Annotated in this window: 15 protein-coding genes; 10 read left to right on the top strand and 5 right to left on the bottom strand. The window is 65.4% G+C overall.

Annotation, left to right across the window (positions count from 1 at the left end; translation table 11 throughout):
- The first annotated feature begins 1 nt into the window (after window position 1).
- A complete protein-coding gene (gene cyoD, locus AC5P6A_RS09370) occupies window positions 2-334 on the top strand; it encodes a cytochrome o ubiquinol oxidase subunit IV (protein WP_005411473.1) in 333 nt (110 codons plus the stop codon).
- A gap of 11 nt (window positions 335-345) precedes the next feature.
- Window positions 346-1,026, top strand: a complete 681-nt coding sequence (locus AC5P6A_RS09375) for an SCO family protein (RefSeq protein WP_346715030.1) — start codon at window positions 346-348, stop codon at window positions 1,024-1,026.
- 105 nt (window positions 1,027-1,131) lie between these two features.
- On the opposite strand, the gene AC5P6A_RS09380 is transcribed toward AC5P6A_RS09375, so the two are convergent.
- Both AC5P6A_RS09380 and AC5P6A_RS09385 read right to left on the bottom strand, forming a co-directional pair.
- Entirely contained in the window at window positions 1,132-1,710 is a 579-nt protein-coding gene (locus AC5P6A_RS09380; protein WP_346473401.1) for a DNA breaking-rejoining protein, read from the bottom strand.
- Window positions 1,710-3,476, bottom strand: a complete 1,767-nt coding sequence (locus AC5P6A_RS09385) for a S8 family serine peptidase (RefSeq protein WP_049441989.1) — start codon at window positions 3,474-3,476, stop codon at window positions 1,710-1,712. Before AC5P6A_RS09385 ends, AC5P6A_RS09380 begins: the two co-directional genes overlap by 1 nt.
- 251 nt (window positions 3,477-3,727) lie before the next feature.
- Between AC5P6A_RS09385 and AC5P6A_RS09390 the strand changes: the two genes are divergently transcribed.
- The 3 genes from AC5P6A_RS09390 to AC5P6A_RS09400 all read left to right on the top strand — a co-directional run bounded on the left by AC5P6A_RS09390 (window position 3,728) and on the right by AC5P6A_RS09400 (window position 5,990).
- A complete protein-coding gene (locus AC5P6A_RS09390; RefSeq protein ID WP_242015502.1) occupies window positions 3,728-4,138 on the top strand; it encodes a hypothetical protein in 411 nt (136 codons plus the stop codon).
- A gap of 108 nt (window positions 4,139-4,246) precedes the next feature.
- Window positions 4,247-4,687, top strand: coding sequence for a DUF2231 domain-containing protein (locus AC5P6A_RS09395; protein WP_021201954.1), 441 nt, complete (start codon window positions 4,247-4,249; stop codon window positions 4,685-4,687).
- Window positions 4,680-5,990, top strand: coding sequence for a PQQ-dependent sugar dehydrogenase (locus AC5P6A_RS09400; RefSeq protein WP_495222300.1), 1,311 nt, complete (start codon window positions 4,680-4,682; stop codon window positions 5,988-5,990). The genes AC5P6A_RS09395 and AC5P6A_RS09400 overlap by 8 nt, the downstream gene beginning before the upstream one ends.
- A 90-nt stretch (window positions 5,991-6,080) precedes the next feature.
- On the opposite strand, the gene AC5P6A_RS09405 is transcribed toward AC5P6A_RS09400, so the two are convergent.
- Window positions 6,081-6,743 (bottom strand): exopolysaccharide biosynthesis protein, encoded by a 663-nt coding sequence (locus AC5P6A_RS09405; protein ID WP_111098655.1) that lies wholly within the window; start codon window positions 6,741-6,743, stop codon window positions 6,081-6,083.
- A 149-nt stretch (window positions 6,744-6,892) separates the two neighbouring features.
- Here AC5P6A_RS09405 and yidA point away from each other — a divergent pair, with 149 nt between their 5' ends.
- The 3 genes from yidA (at window position 6,893) to AC5P6A_RS09420 (ending at window position 10,900) form a co-directional block, all read left to right on the top strand.
- Window positions 6,893-7,726: a sugar-phosphatase gene (gene yidA, locus AC5P6A_RS09410; protein WP_332329406.1), complete on the top strand. Its 834-nt coding sequence runs from the start codon at window positions 6,893-6,895 to the stop codon at window positions 7,724-7,726.
- A gap of 363 nt (window positions 7,727-8,089) precedes the next feature.
- Window positions 8,090-10,408, top strand: coding sequence for a TonB-dependent receptor (locus AC5P6A_RS09415; protein WP_346715032.1), 2,319 nt, complete (start codon window positions 8,090-8,092; stop codon window positions 10,406-10,408).
- A 105-nt stretch (window positions 10,409-10,513) separates the two neighbouring features.
- Window positions 10,514-10,900, top strand: coding sequence for a hypothetical protein (locus AC5P6A_RS09420; RefSeq protein ID WP_155030261.1), 387 nt, complete (start codon window positions 10,514-10,516; stop codon window positions 10,898-10,900).
- Between the two features lie 70 nt (window positions 10,901-10,970).
- On the opposite strand, the gene AC5P6A_RS09425 is transcribed toward AC5P6A_RS09420, so the two are convergent.
- The gene (locus AC5P6A_RS09425; RefSeq protein ID WP_242015501.1) at window positions 10,971-11,522 is read right to left on the bottom strand and encodes an Abi family protein; all 552 of its coding nucleotides are present in this window, start codon (window positions 11,520-11,522) and stop codon (window positions 10,971-10,973) included.
- A 277-nt stretch (window positions 11,523-11,799) separates the two neighbouring features.
- The gene (locus tag AC5P6A_RS09430) at window positions 11,800-13,299 is read right to left on the bottom strand and encodes a YifB family Mg chelatase-like AAA ATPase (RefSeq protein ID WP_346474320.1); all 1,500 of its coding nucleotides are present in this window, start codon (window positions 13,297-13,299) and stop codon (window positions 11,800-11,802) included.
- A 388-nt stretch (window positions 13,300-13,687) separates the two neighbouring features.
- On the opposite strand from AC5P6A_RS09430, the gene AC5P6A_RS09435 reads away from it, so the two are divergent.
- Window positions 13,688-14,404: an ABC transporter ATP-binding protein gene (locus AC5P6A_RS09435; protein WP_155030256.1), complete on the top strand. Its 717-nt coding sequence runs from the start codon at window positions 13,688-13,690 to the stop codon at window positions 14,402-14,404.
- 12 nt (window positions 14,405-14,416) lie between these two features.
- Entirely contained in the window at window positions 14,417-15,715 is a 1,299-nt protein-coding gene (locus AC5P6A_RS09440; RefSeq protein WP_155030255.1) for an ABC transporter permease, read from the top strand.
- Window positions 15,716-15,766 lie beyond the last annotated feature (51 nt).

A 15,766-nucleotide genomic window follows, 5' to 3' on the forward strand; every position in this document is an offset into this window, starting at 1 on the left:
CATGGCCCACGTCGAAACCTCGCGCGCCGGCAATGCGCACGGCTCCACCAAGTCCTACCTGATCGGCTTCGTGCTGTGCGCGCTGCTGACCGTGGTGCCGTTCGCACTGGTGATGAACCCGGTGCTGTCGCGGCCGCTCACGCTGTTCCTGCTGGTCGGCTTCGCGGTGGCGCAGATCCTGGTACAGCTGGTCTATTTCCTGCACATGGACCGCAAGTCCGAAGGTGGCTGGAACCTGGCCAGCTTCGTGTTCACCCTGGTGATCCTGTTCATCATCGTTGCGTTGTCGGTGTGGATCATCTGGAGCATGCACTACCACATGATGATCAACTGAGCCTGCGAACCGTGAAAGGCATCGCGTTCCCCCAACGTGGCCTGCGGCTGGCCGCAGGCCTGCTGCTCGGCCTGCTGGCCGGTTGCAGTGCGCAGTCGCGCATGGACTTCTACTCCAAGGACATCGCCTGCGAAGAGCTCGGCCAGCACTGGTCGATGCCCGACAGCCGCGGCGCCTTGCGCGTGCCCAAGGATCTGGAGGGGCAGGTGACCTATCTGTTCTTCGGCTTCACCAGCTGCCCGGACGTGTGCCCGACCACCATGGTCGAGCTCAGCCAGGTCAAGCACCTGATGGGCAAGGATGCCGACCAGCTGCAGGTGGTGTTCGTCAGCGTCGACCCGGCCCGCGACACCCCGGAGGTTGCGCGGACCTACGTGGAAGCGTTCGACCCCAAGGCAATCGCGCTGGTCGGCAACGAAGCGCAGCTGGCGGCGATGGCCAGCGACTTCAAGGCGTTCTACGAAAAGGAACCCGGTCAGGTACCGGATACCTACACGATGAGCCACATTGCCGGCGGCTACGTGTTCGACCGCCAGGGTCGACTGCGCCTGTTCGCGCCCTATGGCATGCCGGTGGACAAGCTGTTCTCCGACGTGCAGCGCCTGCTGCTGGAACCGGCCCATCCAGCGGCAGGTAACGACGCACTGGCCAGCTGCAGTCTCAAGCAAAGCGACACACTCGCCGCGCGCTGACGTCACCTCCACCGCGGTGGGTGCCGACCGTTGGTCGGCACATCTCCCACACCAATCCCCCGGCCGGCCAGGAGAGCCAACCGGCCAGGGGCACCACTCAACGCCTTACTTGGTCTCTTCCCACTGCACCACGTCCGGCTCGATCGCGCGGATACCGGCGATGGACAGCAGCCTGGTGGTCGCATCCAGCGCCGCGTTCACCGACGGGTACTCCACGATGGCCTGGCCTGAAGCCTTGGAGACCTTCACCACGGTACCGCCAGTGGCGGCGGCTGCGCGCTGGGCCGAGGCTGCATCGGTGAAGAACACCTTGACCCGCGAGGTCGCCACCACCGGCGCGCCGTCACGGGACACCGCCGCCGCGAACTTGCCGGCACCGGCATCAGCAGGCGCGGCGGTGGCGCCATCCAGCGAACGCTTGGTACGCGCGCTGGTGGTCGCCGCCGCCTGCGGGGTGATCGTGAACTGGCCGCCGCTGGCCTGCTTTACCGTTGCCGAGGGCGACAGCTGGAAACGCGTGCCGCCCACGTCGAATGTGCGGCCGGTAGCGGATGCCTTCAGTTCCTGCGCATCCACGGTCGACAGGGTCCTGGCCGGAGGGGTCTGCCCCGAGCTCTGTGCCCAGGCAGGGGAGGTCATCACCGCGAAGGTGAGCGTGCTCAACAGAATGGTCGTCTTCATCATCAGTGCCCCAGAACGCGGATCTTGAAGAATTCGAGGTTGCCACGCGATGCAGCGGTCGCGGCCTGCCCCATGTCGGTCACTTCCAGCGTCCAGGTGCCTGTGGCGTTCTCATCCAGGAAGGCATTGCTGGACAGCAGGTCCCAGCTGGTGAAGTTGCTCTGCGCGCCACCCGTGCCCGAACCGATCGCGGTGAACGCCGGCTGCACCACGCTGCGGGTGCCGCTGGGCGACACCAGCACGAACTGCAGCTGGCGCGTGTTGCGGTGGTTGACCCGGAAGCCCAGCTGCACGCTCTCGATGTTGCGCGCGCCGTTGGCCAGCTGGAAGGTCAGGCGTGCGGCGGCGGCCGAGGTGTTGCCGATGGCCACGGTACGCGTGGTGTTGCGCCAGCCGCTATCGACCAGCGCACCGAGCGACTGGAAGTTCTCGGCCACCTGCACCGCGCGTGCAGCGTTGACCACGCCGAAGCCATACCAGTTGCTGTAGGCACGGCCGGCAGCATTCACCGTCCAGCCCGGCACCAGCGTGCGGCCGTCGGCCAGCGTCACCGCCGGCTGGTTCGGGTGGTTGCGGGTGGCGGTGGTAGCCAGGATGTACTTCACATCGCGATAGGACAGGTTCGGATTGGCTTCCAGCACCAGCGCCGCCACGCCCGAGACCATCGGCGCCGACGCCGAGGTGCCGTTCATCTTGGCGGTGTAGTTGCAGGTGCTGTCGATGGCCGACAGGTTGCTGTCCAGGGTGTTCTGGCGGTTGGTGTTCTTGTTGCTGCCCTGCGCGCACCCGGTCACGTCGGTGGTGACGATGGCCGGGTCGTAGGCGCGTGCCACCAGGCCGGGGGCGTACTGGGCCTGCAGGCCGTACTCACCGCCAAAGGCCGAGACCCACAGCGCCGAGCCGGTGGAGGAGTAGGACGAGCGCACGCCATCGGCACGCACCGCGCCTACGGTGATCACGTTGAACAGGTTGTTGCGCGGATCGCGTCCGGCCGGCACGCAGCCGGTGTTGCGGTTCTTGGTGTCGGTGGTGCAGACATCCTGGGTCTGGCTGATCGAGGCATTGTTGAAGTTGTTGCCGGCCGACTTCACGTAGATGCCGCCACGGCCACCGCGCGTGCCCGACAGTGCCTGCTCATACGAACGAATCGTGTTTTCGCTGTACGCCAGCGGCAGGTTCGGATTGCCCGGGCCGGCACCCCAGCTGTTGTTGAACACCTGCACGTCGGCCGACTCCGCGCCGTCCCACCAGGCGTACTCGATGTTGCTCTGCTGGTTGCCCAGGGCCGAGCGCGAAATCGGGTTGAAGCCTTTCAGCGTCGCCGCCGGCGCCACACCGCGCACGCCCAGGTTGTTGGCGCCCACCGCGCCCGCAATGCCGCCGACCATGGTGCCGTGGTTGTCGACATCCGGGTTGGTCGGGGTGGGGTTGTTCGAGCCATTGGTGAAGTTCTTGCCGGCCACCGCCGCCACGTTGGCGGCCAGGTCCGGGTGCGCGATCTGCAGGCCATCATCGACGATGGCGATGGTGACGCCCTGGCCGCGGATGCCGTTGCGGAACAGGCCATCCACGTTCAGGTCGTTGCCGGCCACCGGCAGGGTGTCAGCCGGGACCGTCTGCCCGGTGTTGAGCAGGTGCCACTGTATCCCCGCCAGTGGATCGGCCTGTTGGGCCTGGGCGGTGACGGCCAGACTGCCCAGCACCAGGGCAGTGGCAAGGGCCAGGCGCGCAGAGCGCGGTGGCGCGGAGCGTTGCGTGTGTCGCTTCATACACGAATCCTTCTGTTGTGAATCGGCATGGCAGGACGGCGGGGCGGATCTGCCCCATCGCAACGAGCCAAACGCGACACAACGAACAAACCCCTACCTCTTCACACCCGCAATGTGCGAATGTGCCAATTGCGTCACAAACACTTAGTACGTCAAGTTATGACGGGGCACTCGAATGCCTTCACGCCATCATCGCGTGCTTGCTTCGAGGTACGGGGAACGTGGGTAATCGCATGCAGGTGAAGTCACACATGAAGAAGGCACGCCAGCGTGCCCGTGCACGCGCGGACCAGACTCCGCTCTCGGTTGCCGTCATCCGCAAGGTGGTGCTGTCCGTGCATACGCGCAGCCACGACTATGGCGACGATGCCGATATCAGCGAGTTGCTGCCCGAGCTGGCAGCCTTCGGCATCACCACGGTGAAACCGCTGCGCCTGTTGATGAAGAAGCATCGTCGCGCGCTGCTGCAGGAGGAACGGATCGTCATGCGACGCGCAGAGACGCTGCATCTGCGCACCGAGTGGCGGCCTGGTGGCATAGACGTGCATGCCAACACCAGCCGCTACGCCATCGGCGGCCTGGTCCGCACCAGCATGGAACACGAATTCGGCTTCGAGACGATGCTGCCCTTCCACGAGGTGCGCGAGGACGAATCCACTTAGCGCGGTGCCTGCGCGGAGGGTGTGGCAGCCCCGCCGGGTCATCATCGCGCGCCCTCACATCGCGCTGTGCTACTACAGCCCGTGCACCCTTCCGCACGGAGCACGATGATGGTCAATCCGCTCGCCCAGGCTCATCGCGGCCTCGGCACCACACTGTTCAGCCTGTTGAACCCGATACCCTTCGGTTTCTTCGTCGGCGCACTGATCTTCGACGCGATCTACCTCAACAGCGCCGAGGTGATGTGGGGCAAGGCAGCCGCCTGGCTGATCACCTTCGGCCTGCTGATCGCCATCGTGCCGCGCCTGATCAACCTGTTCGCGGTCTGGCGCCGCAACGGCACGGCCACCCGCATCGACCGCATCGACTTCTTGCTCAACCTGGTCGCGGTGGTGCTGGCCATCTGGAACGCCTTCGTGCACAGCCGCGATGCGTACGCCGTTGCGGTGCCGGGCACGATCCTGTCGGCGCTGACCGTGGCCCTGATCGCCCTGGGCCTGATCCTGCTGTCACTGCAGCCGCCGGTGCTGCAGGGAGGTCGTCATGGCTAAGCACATCCTGCCCACCATGGGCGCCCTGGCGCTGGCCGTGATGCTGTCGGCCTGCGCCGGCAAGGCTGAATACCATCCCGCCGACCAGTCGGGCCCGCAGCCGCCGCTGCCCAAGCCGGCCAACTTCCTGATGCCGCCGATGCAGGTGCCCAAGGGCGTCGGCTGGGCTGATGGACAGACCCCCACGGTGGCCGAGGGCCTGAAGATCGAGCGCATCGCCGCCAACCTGCAGCATCCGCGGCGCCTGCTGACCCTGCCCAATGGCGACGTACTGGTGGTGGAAGGCAACGGCCCCGGCGAAGAACCGGTCACCACGCCCAAGCAGTGGATTGCAGGCAAGGTCAAAGCGCGCTCGGGCAAGGCCGGCAAGGGCGGGAACCGGGTCACCCTGCTGCGCCGCGCGCCGGGAACGAACACGTGGACCCAGCACGTCTACATCGAGGGCCTGCATTCGCCGTTCGGCATCCAGCTGATCGGCGACACGCTGTACGTGGCCAACACCGGCAACATCATGCAGTACCACTACGTGCCCGGCGAAGCCCGCATGTCGGACAAGGGCCGCGAGTTCACCGACCTGCCCAGCACCATCAACCACCACTGGACCAAGGAACTGCTGGCCAGCCGTGATGGCCGCAAGCTGTATGTGGGCGTGGGCTCCAACAGCAACATCACCGAGAACGGCCTGGCCGTCGAATACCGCCGTGCGGTGGTGCTGGAAGTGGACGTGGCCACCCGCGGCAGCCGCATCTACGCCTCGGGCATCCGCAATCCGACCGGGCTGGACTGGGAGCCGAGCACCGGGAAGCTGTGGGCTGTTGCGAACGAACGCGATGAGATCGGTGCCGATCTGGTGCCGGATTACCTTACTTCGGTGAAGGAGGATGGCTTCTACGGCTGGCCCTACAGCTACTACGGCCAGCACGTGGACGAACGCGTGCAGCCGCAGCGGCCGGACCTGGTGGCCAAGGCGATCACACCGGACTACGCGATCGGCTCGCACGTGGCGCCGCTGGGGTTGCTGTTCTACACCGGCCAGGCACTGCCGGCGCAGTACCACGGCGGTGCCTTCATCGGCGAACACGGCAGCTGGGACCGTTCACCGCTGAGCGGCTACGAAGTGGTGTACGTACCATTCAAGGATGGCAAGCCGACCGGGCGGGCGCAGACCGTGGTCAGCGGCTTCACCTCGAAGGACGAGAAGACCCTGATGGGTGCACCGGTGGGGATGGCCATGGATGCAGAGGGCGCGCTGCTGGTCGCCGACGACGTGGGCGACGTGGTGTGGCGGGTGTCGGCCAAGTAGTTCTGTAGAGCCGAGCCCATGCTCGGCTGCTCTTCGTTCGGTGCACGGAAACCCGCGCGGTGCGCGCGTAAGTCGAGCATGGGCTCGGCTCTACAGTTCCGCAGTACTGCTGCGGAACCCGCTGAACACCGACTCGGCGGCAAACCCCACGCCGCCCAGCAGCACGCCGAAATACACCACCGTTGCCACTACGAAACCATAACCGGCCGCCACCGCCGCGCCATCGCGCTGGATGAAGCCAATCGCAAACGACATCAGCGCCAGTGCCGGCAGCGTGTTGCTGAAAGGAATCGGCCCGGCCGGCGCCATCAGCAGCAGGGTCGCGAACACCAGCATCAGGTTGTTCAGGCGCATCATCTTCTTCGAGCGCACCATCACCGCCAGCCGCATCGGCCGCGACAGCCGCTCCATGCGGTGCACCCACTTCAGCGCACGGCCCAGGTTGGCCTTCAGCTTGTCGGTGGCGATCTCGCGGCGCGCCAGCTTCTGCGGCACCCACAGCGGGCGGTCGCGCACACGGCTCAGGCCGATCAACAGGATCGAGGCGCCAAACACGGTGCTCAGCCCTGGAATGGACACCGGGATGATGAAGATGGCCGAGAGCAGGATCACGATCAGCAGCAGGCCCTCATCGCCCAGCGCGCTGAGCAGGGTGCCGACGCGCACCTGGTCGCCGGGCAGCTCGTCGATCATCTGCTCGATCTGCTGGGCCAGGGGCGCGCTGTCATTGGTTTCGGGGGCACGGTAGGTCATGCGTCGCAAGGTTCTCCAGGGAAGGGCGGTCAACGGGCCGTCCTGCGGTGGGGGACGCACAGGCTCCCGCAGTATCCCGGCCAACGTGGGCAAAGAGGTGAACCGGGCATGAGGGGGTAAACTGGCGTGCCCCGCACGAGTTGAACGCAATGGACATGGGCCGCAGGCAATCGACCATCGAACTGGTCGCCATCGACATGGATGGCACGCTGCTGGACCCGTCGCACCAGCTCACCGCACGCGCTCGGCAGGCCATCGCGCAGGCGCGCGCGCTAGGCGTGCACATCGTGCTGACCAGTGGCCGCCCGGTTCCGGGCCTGGCGCCGTATATGCACGAGCTCGGCATCATCGGCAACGACGACTACTGCATCGCCTGCAATGGCGGCCTGGTGCAACGCATCGGCACGCGCGAAACCGTGGTCGAGTATCCGCTCAGCTTCGACGATTTCCTGTTCTGCGAGCAGGTGGCCCGCGAAGTGGGCGTGCACTTCCAGGCGCTGGACAGCCAGCGCATGTACACGCCCAACCAGGACATCAGCTATTACACCGTGGCCGACTCGCATCTTTCGCGGATGCCGCTGTCCTACCGCCGCGTCGAAGACATGGACCCGTCGATGTCCTTCATCAAGCTGATGATGATCGACGCGCCCGACGTGCTGGATGCCGCCATCGCGCGCCTGCCCAGCGAACTGACCGAGCGCTTCGCGGTGCTGAAGAGCGCGCCGTACTTCCTGGAAGTGTTCGACCACCGCGCCGGCAAGGGCCCGAGCCTGCAGAAGCTGGCCGAGCACCTGGGCATCGACCGTGCCAACGTGATGGCCATCGGTGACCAGGAGAACGACCTGACCATGCTGCAGTACGCCGGCACCAGCGTGGCGATGGGCAATGCCATCGACGCGGTGAAGGCGGTGGCGCGGTTCGAGACCACCAGCAATGCCGATGAAGGCGTGGCGCGCGCGATCGAGCGTTTCGTTCTGCAGTAACCGCGCGTCCAGTTGCCCAGGTAGGTGCCAATCTTGGTTGGCACACACAAACGGCAAGCGCCAACCGAGGTCGGCCTCTACCACGGCGGGGCTATACCCACGTATAGCCCACCCATCCCCATCGCCATCGGCTCTGTACCACCGCGCAATAGCGGATGCGGCAGCGCGATGCAAGAATTTCGCACGTCGAAATCACGCCATCGAATCCCACGGCAGATGATCGTCTTCATCTGCTGACCGACGCGCGCCGCGCTTTTACCCCCTCAACGCGATCGCACTGCCAGCCAGGGCGCCGACACCGGCGCTGCAACGCGCTGGGCGTGCGCCTGCGCCGCTTTCCCCCTACACCCTGGATCTGCTGCCATGAACACCCCACCCACGACACGCCTTGCCTTGGCGATCATCGCGGCCATCACAGCCCCTGCGTACGCCGCAGAAACGCACGATGCCGCGCACGACACGCCCACCACGCTCAACGCCCTGCAGGTCATCGCCACACCGCGCGGTGCGGCCGTGGCACCGACCCAGGTGGTCGGTCCCAACCGCTACATCATCAAGGCCGAAGACCTCGACGCGATGGTCACCGGCAGCAACGGCCTGGCCATGCTCAAGCAGGTGCCGGGCGCCAGCTACACCGCCACCGATGGGCTGGGCCTGGATATCTCGGCCACCAGCCTGTTCGTGCGCGGCTTCCGCATGAATGAAATGGGCATCACCTTCGAGGGCGTGCCGCTGAACGACAACGGCTTCCTCTCGCTCACCGGCACCAGCGTGGTGAACGTGGGCGTGCCCGATGGTATCGGCGCGATCACGGTCAGCCCTGGCGGCGCACCGGTCAGCGTGTTCTCCAGCAGCGTCAACGGCGGCAGCCTGGAATACCGCCTGCGCGAGCTGCAAGACACGCCCAGCCTGCGCGTGAAGCAGGGCGTGGGCAGCAACAACACGCTGGTCACCACCGTGTACGGGCAGAGCGGCCAGCTCGGTGAGCATGGCCCGAAAGTGCTGGTCGACCTGCAGCGCGTGTCCGCCGACAAGTACCAGGGCGAGGGCACGCAGAACTTCCTGCGCGGCGACCTGAAGCTGCAGCAGGACGTCGCCTGGGGCGATGTCACCGTGTTCCTGTCCGACAGCAAGGCCAAGGTCTGGGGCTACAACAACATCTCCTTCGACATGATCCGCAAGCTGGGCTGGAAGGCCGACATCTTCTATCCCGATTATGCGTGGGCGTGGTACGTGGCCTCGCCGGAAAACGCGGACAAATCCTGCGGCGCCTACACCTGCGGTGAGCTGTCCGAACTGATTCCGTACGACACCGGCCAGACCACCCGCGACCGCGTGTCATCGATCAACCATCGCTTCCAGATCACCCCGGCGCTGAGTGGCAACGTGCAGCTGTACAACGCCAACAGCCACACCCAGGCCACGCTGACCGACCCGACCGTACCGTCGCCCAACGGCGCACCGTTCTCCGAACAGGTACAGACGCCGCGCCTCAACCGCCTGGGCGGCATGGTCAACCTGCAGTTCGAGACCGGCGCGCACACCTTCACCGCCGGCTTCTGGCAGGAGAAGAGCAAGGCTGCGGCCAAGACCGAGTGGTACCAGCAGCCACTGCTGGGCGAGGGCCCGCCGCTGAAGGCCACCGGCCCGTTCGATGTATATGGTCCCGCGTTCAAGACCGACAACGCATCGAGCTGGGTGACCCGCTCGCGCCAGTTCTACCTGCAGGACGACATCGTGCTGAACGACACGCTGAAGCTGGGTGTCGGCTTCAAGGCCGTGGACTTCCGCACCCGCGGTGGTGGCCTGGGTGATGCCAAGGACCGGCCGGTGAACGGCACGCTGCGCGCGAAGAGCAACTTCCTGCCGCACGTCTCGCTGTTCTGGAGCCCGACTGAATCCACCGATGCCTTCATCGACCTGGCCAACACCATGAACGGCTACCGCGTCGCCCAGCGCGGCAACATCGGCTACACGGCCTCGGCGTGGACCATCACCGACCAGGAAGAGTTCGACCGCGTGGCCGGCACGCTGCGCCCGGAGAAGAACTGGAACCTGACCGTGGGTGCCTCGCATCGTTTCGACCGGCTGACGATCACCGGCGACGTGTTCTACAACGACATCCGCAACCGCCTGCTGTCGGCCGCCATCGGCACCCAGTTCGCGCAGATCAACACCGTGCGGCTGATGCCGAAGATGCACGTGATCGGTGCCGACCTAGGCATCACCGCCGACCTGACCGACCACCTGCAGTTCTATCAGGGCGTGGCCGTAGCCCGTTCGTACTACGACAGCGATTTCGTGGTGGGCGACACGGTGTACCCGATCAAGGGCAATGCCCAGCCGGGTTACCCGCAGATCTCGCTGGTCAGCGACCTGTCCGCCCACTTCGGTGACTGGCGTTTTGGGGCCACCAGCACCTCGTACCTGCGCCAGCCATTCACCTACGAGAACGACATCCGCGTGCCGACCTTCTGGCAGGTCAACACCTATGCCGCCTACCGATCCGGTGCCGACAGCGCGGTGCCCGGCCTGGAGCTGCGGCTGGACGTGAGCAACCTGTTCAACCGCCACAACATCGGCACCGCCACCATCGCCGGCTCGTCGTTCTCGGGCGATTACCAGACCCTGCAGCGCAGCGCGCCACGGCAGCTGATGTTCAGTACCTCGATGACCTTCTAGGTAGATCCACGCCATGCGTGGATGCACTTGGCGGCCCCCCAAACCCACCTGGCCCCCCTTGGGCAATCAACAGGGATTTTCTGGCGGCGACGCAAGGTTCCCACAATGTTGCTGGGTCATTCTGTTGGCATGGCACAGCAGACCCCGCCAACCCGGTTGTTCGGCATCCGAGGCCCAGTACGGCCCCGGCAAGCGCTGTCCGTGGCGCTCGCATTCGACCTGCGGGCCGAATACCAGTTCTGGCAGGTCTACGAACGCATGGTCCGCCCGCTACCCGGTGGCGGGCTGCCTCAAGCGTGGCTGGTGTGCCAGAAGGTGTATCGCGACCGTTGGCAGCACCCGGACGACAGCGACGAGGCGGCGTTGTCGCGGGTGCTGTTTGGCGGGAACATGACGGCTGGCCGGGCGTCGGAGCTGGCGGAGCTGCACGCGCTGGTCAGCCGTCGGGTGGCGCTGCTGGCGAAGCGGGGACGGTTGCATTCGGCAGCCTGATGCCTGCCCTTGGTGGGGTCGACTGTTAGTCGACCGCTCTTCGCACCCGGCTGCAGGAGGACACGCGCAGTCAGCGTCTATTCGACTCGGGCGAACATACCAAGGTGATTCCGTCTTCCGGGTATGCCTGGGGAAAGCGGTTGTTCTCACGACACCATGTCGCGGCGGGCGGCGATAGCCATTCGATCAGCGTCAGAATCTCATCGTGGTGCCCGCGCAGGTTCCAGCCGAGGATCGGTTCGTGATGGGCGATGCGGTTGCGTAGCACACGTATGCGAGTCAGCGGTCCCGAAAAGCTCCTCCTCTTCAGTCCCCTGGGCGCACTGGGGTCCGCAATCCGGTGAAGGATCTGCTGCCAAAGGGCCTCGTAGTCCTTGTTGAACATTGTTGTCCAGAAACTGAAGGTGAGACTGGCGACCACACCGCCTGCTGTTACCGTCTTTCCCGCTCTGACCAATTCGTTGACGGCTTTGGCGACCTGCTCGAGTTGATGAGCAACCTTCAGGGCGCCAGCGCCTCGGCCGTACCACGCCTCGCCCTTGGCCTGGGTCAGAACGGTGTAGATGCGGTTTCGCAGTGCCACTTCCAACGTCCGCAGTGGTGCGTAGAGGCTTTCAGACAAGTGGGTATTGCATCCATACAGGGCGATGGCTCGGCTACGGTCGCCCCCCGCCCAATCCAGGTAGCGGCCAAAGCGCTCCAGGGAAAGGGCTTCTTAGAATCTGTCATGGCTCATCGCTGCCTGGACGCCTCCACTGATGCCGATTGCAGTGTGCCGCCGTGTGGGGTACGGTGGTCAGGTACACCCCGGTACCGTCTCTGTCCTTCTGGGCACGCGGCCGGGGTATTTTTTTGATTGTTGCTGCTCCCGTGCGGACGAGGGCTCCCGGCAATCAGGCTCATGCATTTCCCCGATCCAACTGCCGATAGCCAATCGCCTCAGCCAGATGCGCGGTCTGGATACCCTCGCAACCCGCCAGATCGGCAATCGTGCGCGCCACCCGCAGAATCCGGTGCATCGCCCGCGCCGACAGCTGCAGGCGCTCGATGGCCTGTTCCAGCATGTCCTGATCTGCCTCGCTCAGTCGGGTACAGGCCCGCAGTGCCGCCGGCGGCAGATGCGCGTTGAGCCCGCCACGCACCTGCTGCTTGGCATGGGCGGCTTCCACCCGTGCACGTACCGCAGCACTGGGCTCCCCCAGCGGCGTGCTCTCCCGCAGCTCCACCGCGTCCATACGCGCCACGCTGATATGCAGATCGATGCGGTCCAGCAACGGACCGGACACGCGCGCACGGTAGCGGTTGATGCGTTCGTCGCTGCACAGGCAGCGGTTGCTGCGGTCGCCGGCCCAGCCACAGGGGCAGGGATTCATCGCCGCCACCAGTTGAAAGCGCGCCGGATACTGCACGCTGCGTGCCGCGCGGGCGATGCGGATGTGGCCGGATTCCAGTGGCTCGCGCAGGGTTTCCAGCGCGCTGCGGTTCCATTCTGGGAGCTCATCAAGGAAGAGGACTCCATGGTGGGCCAGTGATATTTCACCGGGGCAGGGCGGGTTGCCCCCACCCACCAGCGCCGCCGCGCTCGCGCTGTGATGGGGCGCTCTAAAGGGCCGCTGCCGCCAACGTCTTGGGTCCAGCCCTTCGCCACTCACCGACGCAATCGCGGCAAGCTGCAGCGCCTCAGTCTCTTCGGTATCCGGCAACAGGCTGGGCAGGCGCGAGGCCAACAGCGTCTTGCCGCAGCCAGGGCTACCGATCAACAACAGATGGTGACCACCTGCTGCGGCCACTTCCAACGCGCGCCGTGCATGCGCCTGCCCGCGCACGTCGGCCAGATCGGGCAGTGGCAACGGTGTCGAGTCCACGCGCTCCACGGGTGGCAACAGGCGCGGATTGCCCAGCCCGGCGCAGCATTCCAGCAACGTACGCGCTACACGCACATCGGCGTGCTCGGCCAACGCAGCCTCTGCGGCATTCCCCGGAGGCACCACCAGAATGCGCCCAGCCTCGGCGGCGGCAATTGCGGCGGGCAGTGCACCCGCCACTGGCCGCAGCTCACCGGTCAGGCCAAGCTCGCCCAGGAATTCGTACTGCAGCAGTGACTGCGGATCGACTTGACCACTCGCGGCAAGAATGCCCAGGGCGATGGCCAGGTCGTAACGTCCACCTTCCTTGGGCAGGTCGGCGGGCGCGAGATTCAGAGTGATGCGTCGCTGCGGAAAGTCGAAGCGCGCGCAGAGCAGGGCGGCACGCACGCGCTCGCGTGATTCGCGGACGCTGGTCTCGGCCAGGCCCACGATCTGGGTGACAGGCAGGCCGCCAGAGAGATGCACTTCCACCCGCACCAGCGGGGCATCGACCCCGGCGCGGGCGCGGCTGTGGACCAGCGCCAGGCTCATGTGTGGTTTCCTGCGGAAGGTCGCTTGATGGTGCGGCAGGTGATCTGTGGGTCGCCATCGGGTATTGCCGGAGATGTGGCTAGGGATATTCCCGCCTCTACCAGGCCGTCGATCGATCAGGTACCCCGGAAGATCTGTATGTAGATTCCTAGATGAAGGAGGACGGTCCCGCTTCCGTCTGTATAGAACGTCCATGAAGCTGGCATTTCCGCGAACGATCGAAAGGGGGCGTTCGCGACGTATGGGTTCAGGCAGGAGGTGCAGGCGTGTCGGGCGCATCACAAGACCTTGCTCCGTGTTGCAAAGTAGGTGAACATCGACTGACTGCTGGTGCTAACTTCAGGCCCGCTTGCTGCACGTTTCGCGACGTTGGACGAAAGGACGCCGAATGCTCGAAATGACAGGAGTTTCAAAGGTTTTCCGTACCGGCGAAGTGCAGACCAGCGCGCTTCGATCGATGGATCTGAAGGTTGCCGAGGGTGAGTTCGTTGCTGTGACGGGCCCATCGGGCTCTGGCAAGAGTACATTTCTCAATATTGCCGGGCTGCTCGAGGATTTCACCTCAGGCACATACCGGCTCGATGGCGAGGATGTCTCCCGGCTGGGCGACATCGCCCGCAGCCAATTGCGCAATCGCAAGATCGGTTTCATTTTCCAGGGGTTCAACCTCATCCCGGATCTGAACCTCTTCGACAATGTGGATGTGCCACTCAGGTATCGGCGCATGCCCGCAGGCGAGCGTCGCCAACGCATCGAGCAGGCATTGACCCAGGTCGGCCTGGGTTCGCGCATGAAGCACTTCCCGACCCAGCTTTCCGGTGGTCAGCAGCAGCGTGTGGCCATCGCGCGCGCGCTGGCCGGTAGTCCACGCCTGCTGCTGGCCGATGAGCCGACCGGCAACCTGGACACGGAAATGGCCCAGGGCGTAATGGCGTTGCTGGAGCAGATCAACGCCGCTGGCACCACCATCGTGATGGTGACCCATGATCTGGAGCTGGCGTCCCGCGCACGCCGCAATGTCCACATCATCGATGGCCAGGTGACCGATCTGCTGCGGCCCCTGCACCTTGAACAGGAATTCTGCGAACTGTCGGTCAACGGCTAAGGATGGTGGTGGATGGTGGGTTACTACATAGGCCTTGCACTGCATAGCCTGAGAAGAAACAAGGTACTGACGGCCCTGATGATCCTTGCGATCGGCCTGGGCATTGCCGCCTCGACAACCACGCTTACCGTGCTGCACGTCCTGTCTGGCGATCCACTGCCCGGAAAGAGCGACCGGGTGTTCCGCGTCCAGCTGGATGCGGCGAGCCTGCAGGGCTATCAGCCGGGCCGCGAACCCGACGAACAGGTGACCCGCCTGGACGCAGAGACACTACTGTCGCAGGCCAAGGGCGCGCGACAGGCGATGATGTCCGGCGGCGGCGCCAGGGTCGATGCCGGTGTGGACGGGCGTGCACCGCAGCAGACCGATGTGCGCTTCACTACCGCCGACTTCTTCCCCATGTTCCAGGTGCCGCTGCGTTACGGGCGCACCTGGACGGCGGCCGAAGACGCGTCCCATGCCCGTGTGGCCGTCATCAGCGAGGAGCTCAACGCCGCGCTGTTCGGCGGTGCCGACAGCACCGGCCGGACCATCCGCGTCGCCGGCGGCGAACTGCACGTGATTGGCGTGCTGTCCGCATGGCGCCCGGTGCCCAAGTTCTACGACCTCAACACAGGCAAGTTCCGCGCGGTGGAAGGGCTGTTCCTGCCGTTCACCACATCCCGCGATCTGGCCATGAAGTTCCAGGGCAGCAGCACCTGCTGGGGCAGCAACAGCGACATGTACGACCTCAACGCGCCCTGCGCGTGGCTGCAGTACTGGGTCGAGCTCCCAGGTGTGGCCGATGCATCAGACTACATGCGCTACCTGGAAAACTATGCAGCAGTGCAGCATGAAACAGGTCGCTACGCGCGCCCGGTGAATGTACGTCTGCGCAGCGTAAGCGACTACCTGCAGTTCAAGCAGGTGGTTCCAAGCGATGTGCGCATGCAGGTCTGGCTGGCGTTTGGCTTCCTCGCAGTGTGCGTGTTGAACACGGTCGCGTTGCTGCTGGCGAAGTTCCTGCGGCGCACTTCGGAAATCAGCCTGCGCCGGGCGCTTGGCGCCAGCCGGATCGATGTGTTCGCCCAGTGTTTGGTCGAGGCGGCCGTGATCGGTGCTGCCGGTGGCGCCCTGGGTCTGCTGCTGGCATGGCTGGGGTTGTGGGCCGTGCGCCAGCAGCCGGTCAGCTACGCCGCGCTGGCACATCTGGATATGGCCATGCTGCTGGTATCCCTGGCGATCGCTCTGGCAAGCAGCCTTCTGGCGGGGGCGCTGCCCGCATGGCGCGCAATGCAGGTCGAGCCGGCATCCCAACTCAAGGCCGAATAAGGCCCCGTTCGTCACAACGCCAGCGTGGCCGTTGCCATGGCCACGCCGGCG

This window comes from Stenotrophomonas sp. YJH_SMC_20 (assembly GCF_059367845.1).